The 22,135-nt window shown below is 40.0% G+C and carries 17 protein-coding genes; 9 read left to right on the top strand and 8 right to left on the bottom strand.

The features are described 5' to 3' along the window. Positions 1-60: 60 nt before the first annotated feature. Together ACFG4S_RS02335 and ACFG4S_RS02330 are read left to right on the top strand one after the other, a co-directional pair. Complete coding sequence (locus ACFG4S_RS02335) at positions 61-291, top strand: DUF433 domain-containing protein (RefSeq protein WP_292741094.1); 231 nt, start codon at positions 61-63, stop codon at positions 289-291. After that, entirely contained in the window at positions 288-659 is a 372-nt protein-coding gene (locus ACFG4S_RS02330) for a DUF5615 family PIN-like protein (protein ID WP_392533286.1), read from the top strand. Before ACFG4S_RS02335 ends, ACFG4S_RS02330 begins: the two co-directional genes overlap by 4 nt. A 2-nt stretch (positions 660-661) precedes the next feature. Here the strand turns inward: ACFG4S_RS02330 and ACFG4S_RS02325 are convergent, their stop codons facing one another. Continuing rightward, on the bottom strand, positions 662-1,951 hold the full coding sequence (locus tag ACFG4S_RS02325; protein ID WP_392533285.1) for an ABC transporter ATP-binding protein: 1,290 nt from the start codon (positions 1,949-1,951) through the stop codon (positions 662-664). Between the two features lie 179 nt (positions 1,952-2,130). On the opposite strand from ACFG4S_RS02325, the gene ACFG4S_RS02320 reads away from it, so the two are divergent. The 3 genes from ACFG4S_RS02320 (at position 2,131) to ACFG4S_RS02310 (ending at position 7,137) form a co-directional block, all read left to right on the top strand. Next, positions 2,131-3,387 carry an FAD-dependent oxidoreductase gene (locus ACFG4S_RS02320; protein WP_392533284.1) on the top strand — a complete coding sequence of 419 codons (1,257 nt, stop codon included), beginning with the start codon at positions 2,131-2,133 and terminating at the stop codon, positions 3,385-3,387. A gap of 274 nt (positions 3,388-3,661) precedes the next feature. Continuing rightward, positions 3,662-4,234, top strand: a complete 573-nt coding sequence (locus ACFG4S_RS02315) for a single-stranded DNA-binding protein (RefSeq protein ID WP_392533283.1) — start codon at positions 3,662-3,664, stop codon at positions 4,232-4,234. 1,016 nt (positions 4,235-5,250) lie between these two features. After that, positions 5,251-7,137, top strand: a complete 1,887-nt coding sequence (locus tag ACFG4S_RS02310) for an ABC transporter ATP-binding protein (RefSeq protein ID WP_392533282.1) — start codon at positions 5,251-5,253, stop codon at positions 7,135-7,137. A 115-nt stretch (positions 7,138-7,252) separates the two neighbouring features. Here the strand turns inward: ACFG4S_RS02310 and ACFG4S_RS02305 are convergent, their stop codons facing one another. Next, the gene (locus ACFG4S_RS02305) at positions 7,253-7,711 is read right to left on the bottom strand and encodes an MgtC/SapB family protein (RefSeq protein ID WP_392533281.1); all 459 of its coding nucleotides are present in this window, start codon (positions 7,709-7,711) and stop codon (positions 7,253-7,255) included. Between the two features lie 322 nt (positions 7,712-8,033). Here ACFG4S_RS02305 and ACFG4S_RS02300 point away from each other — a divergent pair, with 322 nt between their 5' ends. From ACFG4S_RS02300 to ACFG4S_RS02290, 3 genes are all read left to right on the top strand, one after another. Then, positions 8,034-8,327, top strand: a complete 294-nt coding sequence (locus tag ACFG4S_RS02300; protein WP_392533280.1) for a hypothetical protein — start codon at positions 8,034-8,036, stop codon at positions 8,325-8,327. A gap of 496 nt (positions 8,328-8,823) precedes the next feature. Continuing rightward, complete coding sequence (locus ACFG4S_RS02295) at positions 8,824-11,196, top strand: putative PEP-binding protein (RefSeq protein ID WP_392533279.1); 2,373 nt, start codon at positions 8,824-8,826, stop codon at positions 11,194-11,196. A 224-nt stretch (positions 11,197-11,420) separates the two neighbouring features. Next, positions 11,421-12,500, top strand: coding sequence for an L-histidine N(alpha)-methyltransferase (locus ACFG4S_RS02290; protein ID WP_392533278.1), 1,080 nt, complete (start codon positions 11,421-11,423; stop codon positions 12,498-12,500). A 1-nt stretch (position 12,501) separates the two neighbouring features. Here ACFG4S_RS02290 and ACFG4S_RS02285 read toward each other — a convergent pair whose 3' ends face one another. From ACFG4S_RS02285 to ACFG4S_RS02260, 6 genes are all read right to left on the bottom strand, one after another. Then, positions 12,502-12,627 carry a hypothetical protein gene (locus ACFG4S_RS02285; RefSeq protein WP_392533277.1) on the bottom strand — a complete coding sequence of 42 codons (126 nt, stop codon included), beginning with the start codon at positions 12,625-12,627 and terminating at the stop codon, positions 12,502-12,504. A gap of 97 nt (positions 12,628-12,724) precedes the next feature. Beyond that, entirely contained in the window at positions 12,725-14,440 is a 1,716-nt protein-coding gene (locus ACFG4S_RS02280) for an alpha/beta hydrolase (protein ID WP_392533276.1), read from the bottom strand. 709 nt (positions 14,441-15,149) lie between these two features. After that, entirely contained in the window at positions 15,150-15,998 is an 849-nt protein-coding gene (locus ACFG4S_RS02275; protein ID WP_392533275.1) for an alpha/beta hydrolase, read from the bottom strand. A gap of 604 nt (positions 15,999-16,602) precedes the next feature. Further along, positions 16,603-17,907, bottom strand: a complete 1,305-nt coding sequence (gene ftsZ, locus ACFG4S_RS02270) for a cell division protein FtsZ (RefSeq protein WP_392533274.1) — start codon at positions 17,905-17,907, stop codon at positions 16,603-16,605. Positions 17,908-17,973: 66 nt separating this feature from the next. Beyond that, positions 17,974-18,279, bottom strand: a complete 306-nt coding sequence (locus tag ACFG4S_RS02265; RefSeq protein ID WP_392533273.1) for a hypothetical protein — start codon at positions 18,277-18,279, stop codon at positions 17,974-17,976. Between the two features lie 786 nt (positions 18,280-19,065). Next, on the bottom strand, positions 19,066-19,920 hold the full coding sequence (locus ACFG4S_RS02260) for a cell division protein FtsQ/DivIB (protein ID WP_392533272.1): 855 nt from the start codon (positions 19,918-19,920) through the stop codon (positions 19,066-19,068). Between the two features lie 773 nt (positions 19,921-20,693). Between ACFG4S_RS02260 and ACFG4S_RS02255 the strand changes: the two genes are divergently transcribed. Beyond that, positions 20,694-22,025 (top strand): P-loop NTPase fold protein, encoded by a 1,332-nt coding sequence (locus tag ACFG4S_RS02255; RefSeq protein WP_392533271.1) that lies wholly within the window; start codon positions 20,694-20,696, stop codon positions 22,023-22,025. Positions 22,026-22,135 lie beyond the last annotated feature (110 nt).

Here is a 22,135-nt window from a genome sequence, read left to right as displayed (position 1 = left end):
TCGCACTTATGAAAGTTAGAATGGTCAATCCAATAACCCTACTCCTACTCTGCAACAATTATGCAAAATCTCACTAGAATTACTCGCAATCCTGAAGTGATGGGCGGCAAACCCTGCATTCGCGGAATGCGTGTCACCGTTGGTACTGTCGTTGGCTTAATGGCATCTGGACACAGTAATAGTGACATCCTCAAAGCATATCCCTACCTCGAAGAAGCCGACATTTATGAAGCACTTGCCTACGCTGCATGGCGGGCTGAAGAGATTGAAGTTCCTCTCAGAAGTGCATGAAAATTTTGATTGATATGAACCTTTCTCCTGATTGGGTTGCGGTTTTTGAAAGGTACAATATCTCTGCTGTCCACTGGTCTAGCATTGGCGATCGCTGTGAGAAAGATTCAATAATTATGGAGTGGGCAAGAACTAATGGATATATCGTCTTTACTCACGATTTAGACTTCGGTTCCCTACTAGCTGCTACAGGTGCTAATACTCCCAGTGTCATTCAGGTTCGTACTCAGGATGTTTTGCCGAATAGTATTGAAAATCTAGTTATTTCAGCCCTGAATCAGTTTGAGTCGTCACTAGAGACAGGCGCATTGGTTACTGTTGACCAAGCCCAATCCAGGGTGCGTATTCTACCAATTAGGCGCGGATAATTTTAGGGAAATATTGCTAACTCAGTTTCCGGGTCAAAAAAGTGAATCTTCTCTGGGGTTAGAGATAACCAAAGTTGCTCACCGGGTTGTACAAATCTGTCTGGTGGTATTCGTACTTGTAAGTAATTGGCTGTAGTAGCAGGTTTAGCTCCCGGTTCGGCAATCTTAACAGCGAGAAAGGAATCGTTACCAAGATTTTCTACTAAATCTACTTGTACTGGTAAATTTTTGGTGGCAGGCATACTCAAGTTTAAGTGTTCTGGACGAATGCCTAAAATTAGAGTTTTCCCATCATATTTTTGTAAAGCTTTTCCCCAAACTTCTGGAAGGGTAAAACGCAACTGGGCATGAGTAATCAACTGCGGGGCATGAAATTCTACAGGGATAAAATTCATCGGTGGTGAACCAATGAACTCTGCGACAAAAAGATTGGCAGGGCGGTTGTAAAGTTCTAAGGGAGAAGCAACTTGCTGAATTTTACCCTCAGACATAATCGCAATGCGATCGCCCATTGTCATCGCTTCTGTTTGATCGTGGGTAACGTAAATTGTCGTCGTCCCCAGTTGGCGCTGCAATTTGACAATTTGGGCGCGGGTTTCCGCCCGCAGTTTGGCATCTAAGTTAGAAAGCGGTTCATCCATTAAGAATACTTGGGGGTCACGGGCGATCGCTCTTCCTAATGCAACTCGTTGTCTTTGCCCCCCAGATAGCTGTTTTGGTAAGCGATTCAGTAATGTTTCGATTTGCAACAATTGGGCAACACTACGCACCTGTTCATCTACACCCCGTTCTTTGTCAGAAATATAACGGAGTCCTTTAGGTAACTTTCTTGTTGCCCCTACAAAAAGATTTTCTGCCCACGTCCGAAGATAGGGAGTATTTTCTCCCCTGCTTTCTCTACGGCGCAGCCCAAAAGCAATATTGTCATACACCGTCATATGAGGATAGAGGGCGTAATTTTGGAACACCATTGCGATATCGCGTTCTTTGGGTGGTAAGTCATTGATTAAGCGATCGCCTACCCAAATATTGCCTCCAGTCATCACTTCTAACCCGGCGATTAACCGTAGTAGGGTGCTTTTACCACAACCAGAAGGACCTACCAAAACCATAAATTCCCCATCTGCGATCGTCAGATTAATCCGCCGCAAGACGTTGAGACTTCCGGGACGATCTGGCGCTGCATCAGTTTTCTCCCCAAGCGTCAGAGGAGATTGAGTTGGTGAGGTAACACTTTCCCCTTTACGCGAGGAAAAACTTTTATAAACGTTTTCTAAAATAACTTGGGACACAACTGTTAATTATTGTCATTGGGGATTGGGCGTGGAGCATTGGGCATTGAATTTGGACTAATGACAGTTTAGCGCCCATAATAATACACCTTATATGTAAATACGAAAAGTTAAAAAAACGGTTTGCACTATTAAAAGCAAACTACCCTAAATTTTAGGGCGATTAATGAGGTGTTGTTATGACTACCGATGTACCTAAAAATATTTCCCAAGATCCAAGCATTAACCCTGTCCATGACATTGTAGACATACAAACCACAGATTGTTGCATTGTCGGTGGAGGACCAGCCGGAGCGGTATTGGCGCTGTTGTTAGCGCGTCAAGGGATTTCTGTGATGCTATTAGAAGCACATAAAGACTTCGATCGCGATTTTCGCGGTGATACAATTCATCCATCGGTAATGGAAATTATGGAAGAATTGGGACTAAGTGCAGCTTTGCTAGAACTCCCCCATACCAAAATGCGGCAAATTAGTATTCAAACTCCTGAAGATACTGTCACATTTGCAGATTTTAGTCATCTGAAAACCCACTACCCTTACATTACAATGCTTCCCCAAGTGAAATTCCTGGAGTTTATCACCCAAGAAGCCCAAAAATATCCTAGTTTTCATCTGCTGATGGGTGCAAATGTTCAGGAACTAATTACGGAAAATGGTGTGATTCAAGGTGTCCGCTATCGGGGAGGCGGTGGCTGGCATGAAATCCGGGCAATACTGACAGTTGGTGCAGACGGTCGTCATTCACGTTTGCGACACCTGGGTGAATTTGAGTCAATCGAAACTTCACCGCCAATGGATATCCTTTGGTTCCGCCTACCACGTCAGTCAGAAGACCCTGAGGGGGGAATGGGGCGCTTTGGTCAAGGTCACATCATCGCTATGCTTGACCGTGGCGATGAGTGGCAAGTTGCTTATGTTATTCCCAAAGGACGCTATCAACAACTACGAGCTGCGGGTTTGGAGGAATTAAAAAAATCTATTGTTGAAGTGGTGCCAGAATTCCAGCAAGGCATCGCCAATTTACATGATTGGTCGCAAGTAGCGTTTCTTTCAGTGGAGTCCAGCCGCGTCAAACGCTGGTATCTTCCAGGATTATTACTCATTGGTGATGCAGCCCATGTCATGTCTCCAGTGGGTGGAGTTGGCATTAATTACGCCATTCAAGATGCCGTCGTCGCGGCGAATGTACTCAGCAAACCGCTTAAGAACCGACAAGTACAACTTAGCGACCTAGCAAAAGTACAGCATCAACGGGAGTTACCGACACGCATTGTTCAGGCATTTCAAACTTTTGTCCAGAAGCGGGTATTTGCCCCCGTTCTCACCTCAAATCGGACATTTATACCACCTGCATTTTTGCGCTTACCCATTTTGCGCGACCTCCCAGCAAGGTTAATTGCGTTGGGTGTTTTTCCAGTTCACGTCAAAACTTAATTTTTGCCAATAATTTTTGCTATTTCCTCAATGGGTGGTACAATCATACTACTCAAATGCAGAATTCAATGCTCATCGTAGTCAGGCGAAAGTAGCGAACGGCATACTTATACTGTTCAAAGCGATCGCTTGGCTTTTATGCTAGAAATAACTAAAAACGATTATAAAGAGTGTTTATATAATTTAGACGCATATCAGCTTATCTAGATATTAATTGGCACTAAAAAAACCCTCTTTTTGAATTCAGTACTTTTTGCAGTCAGGAGTAATTTTAATGAACAGCTGCGTTTTGATGGCGGAAATTATTAATGAGCCGCAACTGCGCTACACAGCAGATAATCTGGGAGTCACGGAAATGCTAGTACAGTTTCCCAATTCCCAGAAACCAGAAGATGTGCCAGCTACCCTGAAAGTTGTCGGCTGGGGCAATTTAGCTACAGAAATTCAGCAAAACTATCATCAAGGCGATCGCGTCATCTTGGTAGGACGTTTAGGTATGATTACTGTTGAGCGTCAAGAAGGTTTTAAAGAAAAACGTGCTGAATTAACAGTACAACAAATTCAATCTGTTGGAGGTAGTTTTAATACCGATCCATTGCCTTCAGCAACCGCAACTCCATCATTCACTGAAACTTCCCCGCGACAACCATCAGCATCTCGTCCACCAGAAACCAATATTCCCACTTATGAGTCACAACGCCTAGCACCTACCCCGGCGAAAAATCCTGTGGGCGTTACTCCTCCAGCGCCAAGTTACGAACCCATACCCCAACCTGCAAATTATGAGCGAACCAATTATCCACCAGTGAAAGAGCAAGAACCAGATCCAGACGATATTCCGTTTTAAAGTTGGTAGTTGAGTATGTATTCAGTTTGCTAACTAACATTACAATTAGGCAATTGATATAGCCATCCTTGAGGATGTGCTATTTTTTTGTCTGCGTTGATGCTTTGTATCTTGTCATGAGACATCGCTGAGTTTAGCTATATAGCAGTTAACTATAGGAATTTTTATCTCTAAATCCAAGCTTCAGCCTCTATTTTAGAATTTAATAAACTTCATCATAGCTGCTAATATCAATCAATAAAATCAGCATTTCTAATAATTTATAATACTCAGATCAATTTTTTATGAAGCTGCATATAATTCGATCCCCCCTAGCCCCCTTAAGAAGGGGGGAACCAGAAAAACATCTATTCAAGTCCCCCTTTTGAACGGGGATTTAGGGGGATCAAGATATGTGCAACTTGACGTTAAATTGGTATCAGATCAATTAAAGATAATTCTCCAATCATAAGTAACAGAACAAGACCACAAACCTGCTAAATATCCTGTTAACTTATGAGACTGCAAAGACGGTGTAAATGCAACGTCTGCCAAAAGCCTTAATACTTTAACAATTTGATTCTTTAATTGAGGGGTTTTTCTTTGTAATCTTCCTAAAAGACCGCTTCAATGTACTTCTCCACAGAACTTCCACGATCATCTCCTAGTAAATCAGAGATCGAATCATTAACGCTTCTTCTATGAACTGTTCCATCCTTAAAAGTCTGCATAACTTACTGAGCATTAGCCAAAATTTCAACCCGTTGATTCTCAATTTTTTGCTGGCGAAGAAACTCAAATAAATACTCTAGATCTTCTGTGGGCAAACTTTCAATAGAATCAATAAAATTTCTTGTAAAGCCATCATAGAACCTCCTAATCAAGTAAATCCTACCTTTACTAACTCTATTTTCATCTCTAAATTCAAAGCCTCAGCTTCTTACATTTAGCCAGTTTAAGCAAAAATATGATATATTGTTAGGCGCTGTAGCGGCAAATGTTTCTGGATTTTCAGTTAATATTCCTACCCAACTCCTATGAGAGAAACTGTCCTAGAGGTTCGCAATCTCCAAGTTGAATTTCCCAGTGATGGCAATAGTGCCAGAGCTTTGGATGGTATTTCCTTTGAATTGCATCGAGGTGAGACTCTAGGAATAGTAGGAGAGTCGGGAAGTGGCAAATCAGTGACGGCCTTAGCTGTGATGGATTTATTGCAGAGTCCTGGTATAGTTACTGACGGTGAAATCTTGTTTCGTCCCCAGGATAATGCCAACCCTATTGATTTGGTAAAATTGCCTCCTGAGGAAATGCAGTTACATCGGGGTGGCGACATTGCGATGATTTTTCAAGAACCGATGAGTTCGCTTAATCCGGTTTATAACATCGGGTTTCAGCTAACAGAAGCGATTATGCGACATCAAAATGTCTCACCAGCCCAAGCACGACAAATTGCGATCGCAGGTTTGCAAGAAGTCAAACTTTTACCTAGCGATGAAGATATCCAGCAGCAGTATACCGAAACTTGGCATCAAACCAACGCCAATTTATCGAAACCAGATGCGCCAAAGTTAGCACAGTTGGTTAAAGAACACAAAGAAGCTATGCTGGAACGCTACCCTCATGAACTTTCTGGGGGTCAGTTGCAACGGGTAATGATTGCAATGGCAATTTCTTGCAACCCATTAATCTTAATTGCTGATGAACCAACCACAGCCTTGGATGTGACGGTACAAGCGACTATTTTGGAGTTAATCCGAGAATTGCAGCAAAGCCGTGATATGGCAATGATTTTTATCACCCACGACTTGGGGTTAATTTCCGAAATTGCTGACCAAGTAGCGGTGATGTATAAAGGTAAAGTTGTCGAATTTGGTGCTTCTGAACAAATTTTCACTAGTCCTCAGCATCCATATACTAAAGGCTTGATAGCCTGTCGCCCCACACTTGACCGTCGTCCCCAAAAATTACTGACCGTTTCCGACTACATGAGTGCAGAAGAGACACCAACGGGACAAGTAATAATTCAAGCAAAAGAACCCATACAACCCATAGAAGTTACCACTGAAGAGATTACTGCAAGATTGGCAAATTTCAATGATAAGGAACCCTTGCTACAAATCCGCAACTTAAAAGTTGGTTTTCCAGTGCGGGGAGTATTTGGTGGTACAAAACGCTACACAATGGCAGTTAATGGCGTTTCTTTTGATGTCAAGCCAGGAGAAACACTAGGTTTGGTGGGAGAATCTGGTTGTGGAAAAACTACCCTTGGCAGAACCTTGCTGCGATTAATTGAACCTATGAGTGGTCAGATTATCTTTGAAAAACAAGATATTACTAACCTCAAAGGAGAAGCATTGCAAAAACTGCGGCGGGAAATGCAAATAGTTTTCCAAAATCCTTTCAGTTCACTCGATCCACGGATGAAGGTTGGGGAAGCGGTGATGGAACCTTTGGTAATTCACGCCGTTGGCAAAAGCAAGCAACAACGACGCCAGCGCGTAGTCGAACTCTTAGAACGGGTGGGATTGAGTGCAGATGCAGTTAACCGCTATCCTCATCAGTTTTCTGGCGGTCAACGCCAGCGGATTTGTATAGCCCGTTCTTTGGCATTAAATCCTAAATTTATCATCTGCGATGAATCAGTCTCAGCACTGGATGTTTCTGTACAAGCGCAGGTGTTAAATCTGCTCAAAGAATTACAGTCAGACTTTCAGCTAACTTATATCTTTATTTCTCATGATTTAAGTGTAGTAAAATTTATGAGCGATCGCATTTTAGTGATGAATCGCGGTCAAATTGTTGAAGAAGGCACAGCCGAAAGCATCTACCACGAACCCAAAAAAGAATATACACAAAAATTAATTGCGGCAATTCCTACTGGTAGTCCCGAACGCGTGCGAAATCGGCAACTACGGGCGTTATAAGTTGTATTTAAGGAGTCAGGAGGCAGGAGTTAGAAACTCTTTATTCTGATTTTGAGTCTTGCATTTTCTAACTCACTTACTTACAAACTGCTGTATTTACTAAAAAAATGACTCACTAATGAGGTTTTTCTAATCTTTTAAATACCTTAAGAACCAAGAAACTGAGGATAGCACCAATTAATCCTAATTGCCACAAACCACAACCAGCAGCAATTCCTAAACCAGCAGAAATCCAAATAGCTGCTGCTGATGTGAGTCCGTGAATTTCAAGTTGCTGTGATTGTTGGGAAGATTGGCGCACAATTTCTCCGGCACCAAGAAATCCTACTCCGGTTGCAATCCCCTGAATCACGCGGCTAAGTGCATCCGGACTCGTCTGGATTACACTTGTTTGCATAGGTATCATAGTAAACACTGCTGAACCCAAACTCACCAACATATGAGTTCTTAAACCGGCTGGTTTGTGCCTAATTTCCCGTTCTAAGCCGATAATTCCTCCAATCAGCAATGCAATACATAGCCTGAAACTGATATTCAACCAATCATTAGTTGCAAGGTGGTAAACGTTTGGCAAGGCTTATTCTCGTATTGATAATTATATCTAGGATGTTAATTTATAATATAGCTTTTAAAAAGAATCCGGAATCAAATTATACAAAGATTAAAAGCATTACTTGATTATATAACTCTTGAAAATTTATTTGACAACACAGTATTATTTTCAGCAATAAATTTATATGTTTTCATTCTTAAACGATCGCTTTTAATTGAGAACTTTTGACAATGATTAAGTTTCCATTTGAATTCATGAATTGTGAGAGTTTCTAAATAGGTTTTTCTCAACTAAAATTAACTGAATTATAAAATTTTACCTTAAATTGCTATAGCAATCATAAATGATTTGTAAGAAAATTTATCCTCCAGCTAAAGCCTTTGCCCCAAAGCATCCTTTCTACAATGTATATGCATCTCTCTACCAAATCAAAATGATTGTTGATTATCCTAAATTGTCGGATAAATGGGAAGACTTTGAGAAGTTTTTGCCCCTTTTTCTACCAGGATTGGAGGAATCAAAAGCTTATGGAGCAATGTTAGAAGACTTGTGTATACACCATAGCCCAAAACATGGGAGCGTTAGTGTGTTGGGCGGCTTTGACCACTTGTTGGCTCTCAGCGTTTGTGTAGGGTAGCATCTGACGTAGAACTACACTACAGGAATGTTGCCACTATCTTAAATTCTCACGAATGATTTACTACTGCTATAGATTTAACCCATACGCTTTAAATATGATACCGCCATGTACAATTCGATCAAAGAACTAAATTCTTAATTTTAGGGAAGGGAGGGGAATGAAGAAAAATTTTCAGGAGGCAGGAGGAATCACCTTAAATTTATTTATGGGATGTAATCAGGACAATTACTTCTTGTGCCCTTCCGGTCATGCTTCTACCTTGCTACCGCTAGGCTAATACCAGTTGCTTACAAAATAAAACCAACTTGGGTCCGCTGTTCACCACAGATCTTGTAATACATATTTTTTTGTTTTTCCTAAATAAATTTAGGGGCTTCTCTAGGAGATCCTCTTGCACTCAGACCCTTTTGGCTCCAGCAAGAATATTTTCTAGAACCTCCTACCTCCTAAAGACTATGGCTACAAATAACATAACTGACAATTAACAAATTGAGTGGACAAACTCTACTGGCTAGACCAAATTAAACTACAAGACCGCGCCAAAGTAGGTAATAAAGCGTTTTACTTAAGCAGGATTATCCAACGTGGCTATCCGGTGGTGCCTGGTTTTGTCGTTTCAGCGGATATTTTACGAGAATTTCTGGAAAATCTCAACAGTTCAGAGTCATTAGTTGCTGACTTACCCCATTCTTCCTTACACCTAGATGTAACTAATTGGCGTCAACTTCAGCAAGTAGCTGCCCGCTTGCGCCAAGAAATTCTGACTGCGACTGTCCCCCAGCAATGGGTGAGTACAATTTTCACAGCCGCTACGCAATGGCAAACTACCTGTTTGATTCTTCGACCTAGCCTATCAGTATTAAATACGACACCAGCTATGGAAAATATATCTGGGTTAATGGAATCGGTATTTTGCCATTGCGAACAGGAAGCGATCGCTTTGGCATTAAAGCGTACTTGGAGCCAGATATTTCGCGCTCGGAGTCTATTGTATTGGCAGAATATAGGAATTAACCTGCAACAAATTAATCTGGCAGTTTTAGTACAACCTGTTGAAAATGCGATCGCCAGTGGGTTGCTCAGAGCCAACTCCTCTGGGTGGGAAATTCAAGCTACTTGGGGATTAGGAATTGCGATCGCTCAAGGCGAAGTATTGCCAGATGTCTACTACGTTCAAAACGAAACAGGAGTTATCTTAGAGCAACAATTAGGAAATAAAATGCTAGCTTATCACGTTGATAATGCAGTACCGGAAAATTCTTTGGAGCCTCTGCCAGACACAGTGCTAACAGCAGAGAACAATTGTTTGGTTACCTACATACTTCAAGAAGTCCAACAAAAACAGTACGCTTTACAAGAAGAATATTTACAACAAATAATTGATTTGGGAACTCAATTAGTCAGTGAACTAGGTAAAATATTCACCATTAAATGGACTATCACTGAAAAGACTACATTTGGTAAGCTCTACTTAACACAAGTTAGTACTCCCCAATCTGTAATTCCCCACGTACACTTCATCAGGGGACTAGGCGCGGCCGGAGGACGTACTGTGGCAAATGCCCTAGTAATGATTAATTCCCAGCAGAAACCCCAACAACTCCCTAAAGGAGTAATTTTAGTAGTACCAACAATCACACCTGATTGGTTACCATTTTTGCAACAAGTTGCTGGTATTATCACGGAACAAGGAGGATTAACTAGCCATGCTGCAATTCTTGCCAGAGAATTAGGGATCGCAGCAGTAGTAAACGCAACATCTGCTACAACCTTAATCAAAACTGGTGAACGACTGCTACTTGATGGCGATAGAGGAGAAGTTTATCGGATAAAAGGAGAAGTCACAGAAGAGGGAGACAAGGGAGATGGGGGAGACAAGGGAGAGAGAGAACTAAATACCTCCTCATCTTTCTCATCTCCCTCGTCTCCTTCCCTTACTTCTCATCTACCTATGATTGCTACCGAACTGCTGGTTAACTTGAGTCAGTCTAGCTTGATAGAGCAAGTAAAAAGCTTGCCTGTGGACGGAGTAGGATTGTTGCGTTCAGAATTGATGGTACTAAATATATTAGATGGGCAACATCCTAATAGTTGGATTTTAGGTGGACGTCAGGCAGAATTATTAGAGCGTTGGTCTGAGGAGATTATCCAGTTTACCCGCGCCTTTGCGCCAAGACCAGTTTTTTACCGTTCTTTGGATTGGCGATCGCACGATTTACCATCATTGAGTGATAGCTTACAATCATCATCACAATCAATGTTGGGTGAACACGGCACTTTCAGTTATCTGAGAAATCCCGCAGTGTTTGAGTTAGAACTTAAAGCTTTAGCGAGTGTACAGCAAGCGGGGTACACTAATGTCAACCTTCTGTTACCTTTTGTTCGGACTGTAGAAGAATTTGTCTTTTGCCGTCGCAAAGTTGAGCAAGCTCTTTTAACCCAAGTATCACAATTTCAACTGTGGATAATGGCAGAAGTGCCAAGCGTACTGTTTTTATTGCCAGAATACGTCAAAGCAGGTGTAGGCGGAATTTCCATTGGTACAAATGACTTAACCCAATTGCTGCTAGGAGTCGATCGCGAACAAGGACAGCTAGCAAAAGTATTTAATGAACGTCATCCAGCAGTTATGAGTGCGATCGCTCAACTCATCCAAATGGCGAAAACTGATGGTATACCTTGTTCAATCTGCGGTCAAGCACCAGCCCTGTATCCAGAAATCATCGATCGCTTAGTACAATGGGGCATAACTTCTATTTCCGTAGAACCCGAAGCAGTCGAGCGAACATATCAGGCGATCGCCCGTTCTGAACAACGACTAATTTTAGCAGCTGCACGACGCGAATTAAAAGACGGAAAAAACTAATTTTCTTAAATCAAAGGATTTGTTTTATTTGCCAAATGCTGGGTAGTTGAGCAAACTTTTGTACTTTTGTTTGACTCAAATTCGTAAAGAAATAATATTAAAGCGAAACTTTTGTATTTGTGGTAAAAATTCTCAATTTGAGTACATCTCTATGAGAAGATACATTTTTGGGAAACATTTTAGCTAATCCATCTAAATACTTAAAAAACTAAAGAACAGAAATAATGGCGAAAAAACTTCAGATAAATTCACAACTTCCGTCCAATATCCCTGGTTCTATCGCTCGCACAGCAAAGCCAAGTTCTGAGTTCTACTCTCTTTTTTCTACAGAAGAAGTTTTAGCAATAATTCATGGGTTAGAAGTCAAACGAGAAATACCTCTCAAGTATTCTTATAAAGGTAGAGGCGCAAAAAGTTGGGATGACTTTTATTTAAAATATATTATTCCTAAATGGTATCGAACATCAAATGTAGAGATTGACCTTTTGAAAAATAATTTTGAATACATTAATGCTAATACTCAAACCGACGAAAAAGTCAACATTGTCGATGTAGGAGCTGGCAATTCATATCCTATTAAAAAATTTATCCGTAGACTTAATAAATTGGGTAGAATTAATAAATATATTGCTTTAGATATTAGTGAAGAATTACTTAACTTATCCAGAAAAAATTTTAGTAATTGGTTTCCAAAAATCGAGTTTAAAAGTTCCACAATTGACATAGAAAATAGTTGTATACCTAAAATTTTGTTAGAAAATCAAGCTACCCTTGGAAATGACAACAGAGCCAAAATAATTTTTCACTTAGGCGTTACTATTGGCAATCATCAAAATAGAGCTAAAGTACTCAAAAACTTTAGAGATAGTATGGGGAAAAAAGATTTTCTAGTATTCACTAATGAAACTGGTTCTAACTCTCAATGGGATGGAAGAGTGAGAGGTGGTTGCAAGTATCATGTAGAAGAAGTATATGGATGGATTCAAAAGAAGTTCGGAATTAGATCTGAAGATTGTGAGCTTCTGAGAAAATATGATTTAGCGACAGATAGCATAGTTGCTAACATGAAACTCCATCATAATTACACTATAAATTTCAACTCTATGGGCATAGATAAGAATATTCAAATCTCAGAAGGTGAAGAGATTACTATTTGGCGACATCACAAGTCCGAAATACCTAAACTTATGCAAGAGATAGAACAAGCTGGATTGCAACTTGTTCACTATAATACCGACAAACACAAATCACACATTATGGTGATTTGTAAAATTGCCAATGACGAACCTTTAATAGCTGAATAGGTCACAATTGTTCTGGATTAATTCCCCGTTCTTGTAGTAAAGCACGGAGACCTTCTAACTGGACTTCAGCTTTCTCGGCTCGTTGTCTTTCTTGCTGTAGTTGTTGGTCTAGTTCCAAAAAGGTCAAAAAGCGATCGCCCTTACCCCATTGCTATTTTGTTAAATAAAAATCATCACATTCAGCAATGAAACACCAATATCCAACATCCAAAATCCGAAGCTGACTATGGTGTTAGGGACTTTTTTTTTAAGGGTTTACCTCCTTTAAGATCTAGTGCTTGTGCTAATTCAGTTGTACTCAATGACTTAACGAGACTCAAACCAAGAGACTGAGTAGAAATAGTTTGAGTGTAAGCGGCGTTTAGATAAGGAGTGTATTGCGATCTTCCTGCAACATAAGTTTGGAAGAAAGGTAAACTCAAAACATTCATGTAACGACGCGCTTGGTAAGTATCACCAATCATCTCAGCAGGTAATGCTACTTGTTGATTTGCAGGGTTTCCATTGCCAATGGTGGAAAAGTGGGTAGCACCTACAAGCATGACAAGATACTTATCTGAATTTGCAAGCCAGGAGAAAGGTAGAATTTGCTCGGATAAAGCTGGTGCAACAGTATCATCACTACTGCTGACAATCATCACTGGAGTTTTAATTTGACTTAAACCTGCTTTGCCGAAAATAGAACTAGTAATTGGATTAACTGCGATCGCTGCTTTAACTCTGCGATCGCGCAAGTTATAATCCTTGCTAGAGTTATTAACAGTTAATTCTAAAGCGCGACACTGGAGCAGTAAAGACATATTCCAGGTTTTTTCAAGTGCTGCTAGTTGACAGTCTTGTTTTAGCTGCTGAAAGTTTATTTTAGCGCCCGCTAAAGCTAAGGCTGTGTAGCCTCCCAAAGATTGACCAAATACGCCAACATTTTGCACATTTAACCGATGTTTAAACCGTGAATCCGATTGGTTAGCTTTTGCCAATTGATTCAATATATAGGTAATATCTAAAGGTCGGTCTTGAAATTCACTTGGTTGTGCTAGTTCATTGGCGTGTTCATTCAATAGGGAACGCCATTTTTTGGTATCGCTACCAGGATGGTTAGGAACAACTACAGCAAATCCGTGGGAAGCTAAATGAGTGGCTAAATATTGAAAGTTGCTGCTGTCTAAACCCAAGCCATGAGAAATCACAATTATGGGTGCGTAAGTTTGGAGTTTAGGAAGATAAATATCAGTTAATAAAAGCCGATTGCGCTTTGAGTCAAAAAGATTCAGGGTATATTTTTCTGACTTAAACCTTCCGGGAATCTCTAAATTAGGTAATTGTGAGAATTTAGGTTGTTGGATGCTAGCAGCTTCTATTTTGGACTTTTGGGAAACAACTGCGATCGCTTCATGGGTTTGATTAACAAGTTTATCCAGTTCTGTAGCTATTGCCAAAGTCTGCGCTACATCAAGGTGAATGCTGTTGCTAGGATATTTACGCAAAACATTCAAAAGTGTCAAACCCCCTGATTCACCAGAGGCTAAAATTAGCGCCGATCGCAAAGCCTCAAATCCTGGTTCTGGCTGAGGAGATTTGCTTCTAACAACTTGCGCTAACCGATGGAGCAAAAATTCTCCTTCTGGTGTGTAGAGAAGCTGTGAAACTACTACCGGGCTAACTTTCACTCGGTTGAGTAAAATCTGCTGCAATTCCTGAAGCTTTTCAAGAGGTAAATATTGTTGATATGCTGCCAAATCATCGTCAATTACACCTGTTTTGGCATAGTTTTCTAAAGCTTTCACTGAAATGGAAAGCTCTAGAGCGGAATAAGATGCATAAATATGCTCTGCTGCCAAGACAGAATTACTAATTCCAAACGTGGGCAACACCATTGAAATAACCAGCAATAGGAAATTTTTTCTCAGGGTGCTGGCCCAATTACCAAACAAACTATTCATCGCTCAACTGTTTCGGTGGTCTGGTTTTATCAGGTGTTGGCTTTGGTAGTTATTCGGGCACCCTGCTAGGTTTACAAAAAAATTCAGGAGTCAGAATTCAGCATCAAGTATGTATGATTTGTAAATGAATAAAGGGATTCAGAAGCCTTACAAAATCATAATTTTACTCGCCAAAAATCGATTAGGAATGTTTATGAGTATCCTAATATATTCTGACTTATGAATTCTTTTTTAAACATTTTTCTGTTGACTATAAGTTCAACAATTAGATACTACAGAGTCACGCATCTACGTAAGGTATCGATTTTGTAAAAGAATGACTTCAGTAGTTTGCCTTCACTAGAAAATCATAACAAATGAAAAAATACTCTGCCTCAGTATTTATGTTGTAGCTTTGAACATGGCATAATTTGAACGGATAAAAAATCTAGTGAAAATGCTGAAACAAACTCATTTCGGAGTCATAAATCTGCAAATTAAATATACTGATATCGGTTTTTCAGGAATCTATGAATGCCTGAAATAAACGTCCATGCCAATCTAATAAAGTAAAAACTATTTCCTTAAATGACAAATAGAACTCCTATTTATTTGATTTTTGAAATACATGTATGGTCTGTTAGGGAAGCGTAACGCACCTCTTCAAATGCTTTTGCTAGGTACGGCTTACTTAGATTTTTTCACTAATCAAATCGAACTGATATCGCAATTAGAATTTACTGGGAGGAGATAATTGCTGATTTGCCTTTATCAGGTTAGTAAACTCCTGCAAAGTTAAACGATATTTTTCCTCAGCTACCGAGAATAAATCATTATGGTTTGCTTTTTCAACCCACAAATAAAGTTTTGGAGATATTGCGGCATTAAATAACTTTTCACCATGAGCAAAAGGAATAATATCATCAGCTTTTCCATGAATCACTAATATCGGACATTTAACTTTTTTGATATTATCCAGGTTAGGAAATTTATCAAAAGGTAAAATCCTAAAAGGTACTATTACTTGAAAAGCTGAAATAAAGGAACTTTCAATAATTAAACCAGCTACTGGTTTTCGCATTGCTAAATTTACCGCAGAACCACCACCAACCGAACGCCCCAAAACTATAATTTTTTCAGGTGGTGTTTTTAAATTTTGGGTTAAATAATTATAAGCACTATTGATGTCTTCATATGCGTTCCTTTCTGTTGCCTCTCCTTCACTAGTACCGTAACCCCGATAATCATAAGCAAAGACACTAAAACCCCATAGGTGTAATTTCTCTAGTATCTGTTTGATATCTCCTAAATCTTCGGAATTACCATGAGAATAAAGAATGGTATATTTAGCTTGATTATTCAATAAGTATATAGCTGAAATCTTGGTATCTTCCCCACTTTCTAACTTGAGAATTTCTGGATAATCTTGATAGCTAGAAGATTGAGATAAAAAAATCATGCTGTCTGCACGAAAATATACAAATCCAGAAAAAAATACATAGATAAAGATTAAAGATTTAACCAGTCGTTGCCAAGTAAAATCACCAATTAACAGTTTTATTAGTTGCTGTTTATCCATTATTTTTTATTTATCGGGTAAAGCTTTACTTCCAGGTTTCCCGATTTCTAATGTTTGCTAACTACAACTAATACAACTTCACCAAACTTCATGCCAAAAATCAGGGTCTCTAAGATTTAGAACATACCCCTAATTGGTGCTGTTTTATTACTCTCAAAAAATAAAAATCTTTGTAGGTTGAGTTGAGGCTTTGCTATGCCTTGGCGTTCCGGTAGGTAAACCAACAAAACTAGGAATTTTTGGTGTTGGGTTTCGTTGTGGCTGAACCCAATCTTGTATCTTAGAAATTAAGAATTATTTTAATGGCTTGCAGGGGTATATGTACCGATGTCCAAAACAGGTTACGCCCATACATCTTTAAGTTGGGCAAGTCTTCCTGTGTTTTTTTGACAAAAGCATAAGTAGACATGGAAATCACCAAATTCCTGCCCAAGTTTATTCTGTAAGTAGCTTTGAGAAGTTTCTTTACCAATTAGTAAAATTGGGGATGGCAACGGATTGCTTACCCCTGCCGTTGGTAACACCCTGGAACTAGCAGATTTTATACAGCGCTCAACCGATCTCAGACTGTTAAGTTAATCTAAAATCTCAAATTCAAAATCCCTTAATTCCTTGGTGTACGTCGGTTTTTCAGAAAATCAGGTATATCTAATCCAAGTTTTTCTTTTGGTTCTGGGATTGGAGTTGGGGTTGCAGTTGGGGTTGAAGGATTAACTGGGGGTTGCTGTGTTGCTGGTCGCTTTGGAGTATTAGGTGCTACTCGAACGTTTGCTACGCTTTGTTGTACCGCCGCTTGCACTTCACCTGTAAAGCCTGTGGCAATTACGGTAATTCTTACCTCACCTTGGAGTCTGTCATCAATTACGGCTCCAAAAATAATATTGGCGTTGGGATCGACTACTTCATAAATTGCTTCTGCGGCGGCATTCACTTCATGCAAAGTCAGATCAGTACCACCAGTAATATTAAATACAACTCCTCTAGCACCTTCAATAGAACATTCTAGTAACGGTGAAGAAATAGCTGCGATCGCCGCTTCTCTAGCTCTAGATTTCCCAGAACTCACTCCAATTCCCATCAATGCCGATCCCGCATCTGCCATCACAGCACGAACATCAGCAAAGTCAACGTTTACCAAACCGGGAATCGTGATGATATCGGAAATTCCTTGCACCCCTTGACGCAGCACATCATCTGCATAGCGAAAAGCTTCTTGCACGGGGGTTTGTTCGGGGATCACTTCTAGCAGTTTGTTATTGGGGATAATAATTAGTGTATCTACCCTACTTTTTAGTCCTTCAATACCTTGTTCTGCTTGGCTGGTACGGCGGCGTCCCTCAAAAACAAATGGACGTGTAACCACACCAACAGTCAAAGCGCCCATTTCTTTAGCTACTTCTGCCACAATCGGCGCTGCACCTGTACCAGTCCCACCTCCCATCCCAGCTGTGATGAATACTAGGTCTGCGCCCTCTAAAGCCGTGGCGATTTCATCTCGTGATTCCTCAGCCGCCTTTTGACCAATGGCAGGATTACCACCTGCTCCTAAACCCCGTGTTAGCTTTTGTCCAATTTGCAACCGACTTGGAGCGCCTGCTAGGGTAAGAGCCTGAGCATCAGTGTTAATTGACCAAAACTCTACACCAGAGACATCAGACTCAATCATGCGGTTAACAGCATTACCACCACCGCCACCGACACCAATCACTTTAATATTGGCGACCCGACCAGGGACAATCTCACCAATTCGGCTATTTTCCGCAGAAATTTTCTTACTATCGTGATTTTGTCCGAAGTTTAACCCAGAGTTATTAAAGGGATTGGTCGAGTTAACTGCCAGAGAGAACCCCGGCTGTCCCGTAGATTGGGAATTTTTATAGCTAAGTCCTTGGTTATTATCAAGTGTCATTGGATTTGTGAAAGGGTAGATAAACGACTTTTTCAGGTGTTATTCAACTAAGAGTCAACTATAGTTTTACACTGCCATAATATTGTGGCAGTGTTCTTTATTGTTTTCACTACTGGCAACCCTAACAGAATTGGCTGTGTGAAAAGCTACTATGGGATAAGGTTTTAAGGCAGACGATCGCACAGCCAATTTTAGAGCAGCATAATTCCATCTTACGTAGTCAAATATAGCCACACTACTATACATAGATTTAAGTAACACCAATTTCTGCATAATCATATTGACTATATTTAAATACTTACATGTATCTAAAAGTATTCTGTAAAACTTCAGCCAGACATTAATCTCTTCATTATTCTCTGCGGATGGCATAACTTCTAAAGACACACCATAGGGGGTCCGATCTGCCTTAACAATATTGTTAATAGATTTAACCATTGGCCATGATTGCAACTTAAGACACAAAGTTTACCTGATACTTACTTATCCTGAAGCTGGAAGCAAGGAATAATTTGCTTGTCAGACTATACCTGATTAATTTGTTATTTGGGGAGTTTAAATGGACACTTTGTTGGACCAATATTCTATCCTACGAGAATGTTTGCTTATGCCGACAATAAACTAAAATTTCCGAGAAGGGTTTGTAACCTAATAGAGATTACAGCACAGATGAGTCAAAACTGATTGCCTAGAAGTAAAGTTTAGGCAACTTTAGCAGCATTTTCACAGATTGAAAGTTTGGTCAACTGTCTTTGGAAGTGTCCTCAACAGACCAAAACTATACTGTTTGTGGCTCTGCACTTGGATTGGGATGGAAACCGTTCTTATGATTGTCCTCTGCTCGTGAGTCAGATCTTAATAAAAAAATCAAACACTTTTTTATTTTGTGCATTGTCTTCAGTGAAAGAATCTGTGGGCATAAGGCGTTTTTCACGCGATATGCCCTCTTTATCCGACATCTTGCACCCCACCATCTAGATATTAGGGTCGCAATTGGGGGTCTTTGACACCCAATGAAGATTTTATGCTCGATCTTCTCATTTTAATTAGAAGTTAATGCCGATTTTTCTGCGATTTGCGAGAAAACTAAAAATAATAAATATATTTATCAGCAGAAAGCTTCTTAATTTACTAGGAGCGTTCAATATATCAAACATCCTAGATATTTCCAGGGGTTTTGGGAGTTAATTTGGGATTTATTTGGTTCATCTGTACTAATGGAATTTCAGGATTTTTCAAATCAATATACTCCATTTCGCCAGATTTGAGTTTTGCTGCTAAATGGCGCATTTGGCCTAGTACCTTGATTTGTTCAGATAACTGGGAACCTGGAACGCCAAGATGCACATTTCCTAATTCTGTTTTCAAAATTAAATTCGTTGGATTTTGGCAATCAATTTCCATCACTTTCACTGGACTGTGGCTGACAGCTTGATGAAGTTGAGTCCAGTCGTGGCAGTATTTTTGTGGCAGTCCAATAACTCTGAGATCGGGTAATTTCCTGGTGGGATTCAGTGATGTGTATTTTTCTAACGGCATCCAGACTCCAGTTGCATCTAGTAAGCCGATTGTGACTTTTTTGTTACTATTGCCCTGATTTTGCACTGTTGGAGTTTGAGTTACTGCCACAGGCACTCGTTCTTGGATATCAATGATTAATCCAGGAGGAAATAAGCGGCGTCTAACGATTGCGCTGGCAATAATTGGTTGTTTTTCCAAAGAGTTGGCGATCGCCGATGGTTGAATCCGCCACAAAGACTGGGGGTAAGATAGCACCAAAAGCGATTGACTTGTCTCCTGTGAAAGTAATTTATTGCCTGATTTCATCACGATTTGTTTGGGAGCTTTTAGCATCCATATTGGCTGGACTGCCACCCAGAACAATCCACCTGCAAAACCAGTAATAGCAAAGGTTCGCCAAATAGCCTGAATAATTTTCATCTGTCGTTGGCGACGCAATTTCTTACGACGTTGGGCTAAATCCGTGCGGGAAACTGATATTATGCCAGCCATTGAAACCCCTTTTTCCTTGCAGTCCAAATTCCTTGATTTGTTGGTATCATGATTAATCTCAGTAAACACTGTCGGCATCTGTTAGCCGCTCTTTTCAAGAGTTTTTTTATTTTTAGTAACACTTTACAGTAACTACACAAAAATCTTGGCGCTAGTCATCGTTGTTATAAAAGTTTCCGGTGTTCATTTTTAACTGACTGTTGTCTTTTTGACAAGTGTTGATCGAAGATTTTTTCCTAATGATAATAAATGATATTTATGATTTTGTTTGATTGACAAATACAATGTGAAATGATAACGAAGTATTACTGAATTTCTGTATACCTTGCTATAATTCATACCAGTTCTACCTCATCAGCTATCCAAACTGATAATCGTCCAGTCTAGTAGCTTTTTGCACTTAAAAACTTAAGCATAAAGATTTGTGCCAGGTTAGCGAAGAAGACAAGGGGAGACGACTTAGGACAAGAGGTTTTTTTTCCTTGTCTCCCCCTCCCCCTGTGTTCTTCTGTTCAAGCAGGAGCTAGAAGAGATTGTCAAAACCTTAATAGCAGGTGTAAAAAGGACAGATATGCTTAACGTTATTAGGGTCAATTAAATCTCTACCATATACTGACGGTTACTCGTAGCGTTTGAGCGACGAGATTTGTTCATTGCAAGACACTACCAACTTGCAAATTAACCGTGTGCTTAAATGCGGGCTAGAGATTATTTGTATAAAAAATACGAATTAAACTGCATCTACATACACATCTACATACACCTCAACATACATGAGAACGACATTAAATTTGTCACGTTTTTATAAAGCATGTAATCCCAGCTACACCTTAAATATAGGTAACGTCATAGATCGGCAGTACTATATAGACTTTGCTGATGTACGTGGTTGCAAGATTGTTGAAGAATTGCAACGGACGATCTGCCGTATTTCTCCGGATGAGCCAACCTGCCAGTTATTTACAGGTCACATTGGCTGTGGTAAATCTACAGAGTTGCAACGTCTCAAAACAGAACTAGAATTGGCCGGATTTCATGTAGTTTATTTTGAGTCCAGTCAAGACTTAGATATGGCGGATATTGATGTCAGCGATATTTTGCTGAGTGTAGCTCGTCAAGTCAGTGTTAGTTTAGAAGGAATTGGTATCAAACTCAAACCTGGCTACTTTACTAATTTGTTTAAAGAAGTAGGCGATTTTTTGCAAAGCCCCATAGAGCTTGCAGCAGAAGCAGAGTTATCTTTGGGTATTGCCAAAATTACTGCCAAAACCAAAGATAGCAACCAGTTGCGTAATCAACTGAGGCAATATTTGGAACCACGTACCAACAGTATTTTGCAAGCGATTAACGAAGAAATTTTAGAAAAAGCTGTTCAACAGCTAAAGCTACGGGGTCAAAAAGGACTGGTAGTGATTGTAGATAACTTAGATCGAGTGGATATGCGTCCTTTAGCATCTGGGCGATCGCAACCTGAGTATCTTTTCATCGACCGAGGGGAACAGTTACGCCGACTCAAATGCCATCTAGTTTACACAATTCCCCTAGCATTAATTTTTTCTAATGAGTACGAGACACTGAAAAATCGCTTAGGGGGAGGAATTGCCCCGAAGGTATTACCAATGGTTTTGGTGCGGCAAAGAGATGGTAGTGACTACGAACCAGGGATATCCTTAGTGCGCCAGCTAGTCCTAGCAAGAGCTTTTCCAGAAGTTCCTTTGAGTGCAAGACTTTTACTAATTACAGAATTATTCGATCGCTCTGAAACTTTGGATCGTTTATGTCGCGTTAGTGGTGGTCACATTCGTAACTTATTGGGTTTACTTTATAGCTGCTTGCAAAGACAAGATCCACCTTTTTCTCAGGATTGCTTAGAAGCTGTGATTAAGGATTACCGCGATGATTTGCTATTAGCTATTGATGAATCTCAATGGGAATTATTGTTTGAAGTAGTACAACAGCAGAGAGTTAAAGGTGAGTCTGACTACCAAAGCTTACTACGAAGCATGTATCTGTTTGAATATCGCGATCCTCAGGGGCGCTGGTTTGGTATCAGTCCAGCCCTAGCAGAAACAGAAAAAGTTTTGGCTTGGCAACAAAACAAATAACAAATTCTGGGTAAGTCAATTATTCTTTATCCTTAGTCATTAGTCATTTGTCATTGGTTTTTCGACTAATAACTAATGACTAATACCCCATACCCAATGCCCAATGCCCC

Origin of the sequence: Nostoc sp. C117 (genome assembly GCF_043099735.1) — a bacterium.
Taxonomy (GTDB): Bacteria; Cyanobacteriota; Cyanobacteriia; order Cyanobacteriales; family Nostocaceae; genus Nostoc.
The sequence above is the reverse complement of the archived record's forward strand: the minus strand, read 5'-3'. Positions and strand labels throughout refer to the sequence as shown.

Bases quoted from the DNA above. Each gene is read 5' to 3' on its own strand.
- ACFG4S_RS02315 (WP_392533283.1), top strand. From the start codon at position 3,662: ATGAACAGCTGCGTTTTGATGGCGGAAATTATTAATGAGCCGCAACTG.
- ACFG4S_RS02290 (WP_392533278.1), top strand. From the start codon at position 11,421: ATGGCGAAAAAACTTCAGATAAATTCACAACTTCCGTCCAATATCCCT.
- ACFG4S_RS02255 (WP_392533271.1), top strand. From the start codon at position 20,694: ATGAGAACGACATTAAATTTGTCACGTTTTTATAAAGCATGTAATCCC.
- ACFG4S_RS02320 (WP_392533284.1), top strand. From the start codon at position 2,131: ATGACTACCGATGTACCTAAAAATATTTCCCAAGATCCAAGCATTAAC.
- ACFG4S_RS02300 (WP_392533280.1), top strand. From the start codon at position 8,034: ATGATTTGTAAGAAAATTTATCCTCCAGCTAAAGCCTTTGCCCCAAAG.
- ACFG4S_RS02335 (WP_292741094.1), top strand. From the start codon at position 61: ATGCAAAATCTCACTAGAATTACTCGCAATCCTGAAGTGATGGGCGGC.
- ACFG4S_RS02260 (WP_392533272.1), bottom strand. From the start codon at position 19,920: ATGGCTGGCATAATATCAGTTTCCCGCACGGATTTAGCCCAACGTCGT.
- ACFG4S_RS02265 (WP_392533273.1), bottom strand. From the start codon at position 18,279: ATGCCATCCGCAGAGAATAATGAAGAGATTAATGTCTGGCTGAAGTTT.
- ACFG4S_RS02275 (WP_392533275.1), bottom strand. From the start codon at position 15,998: ATGGATAAACAGCAACTAATAAAACTGTTAATTGGTGATTTTACTTGG.
- ftsZ (WP_392533274.1), bottom strand. From the start codon at position 17,907: ATGACACTTGATAATAACCAAGGACTTAGCTATAAAAATTCCCAATCT.
- ACFG4S_RS02330 (WP_392533286.1), top strand. From the start codon at position 288: ATGAAAATTTTGATTGATATGAACCTTTCTCCTGATTGGGTTGCGGTT.
- ACFG4S_RS02310 (WP_392533282.1), top strand. From the start codon at position 5,251: ATGAGAGAAACTGTCCTAGAGGTTCGCAATCTCCAAGTTGAATTTCCC.
- ACFG4S_RS02280 (WP_392533276.1), bottom strand. From the start codon at position 14,440: ATGAATAGTTTGTTTGGTAATTGGGCCAGCACCCTGAGAAAAAATTTC.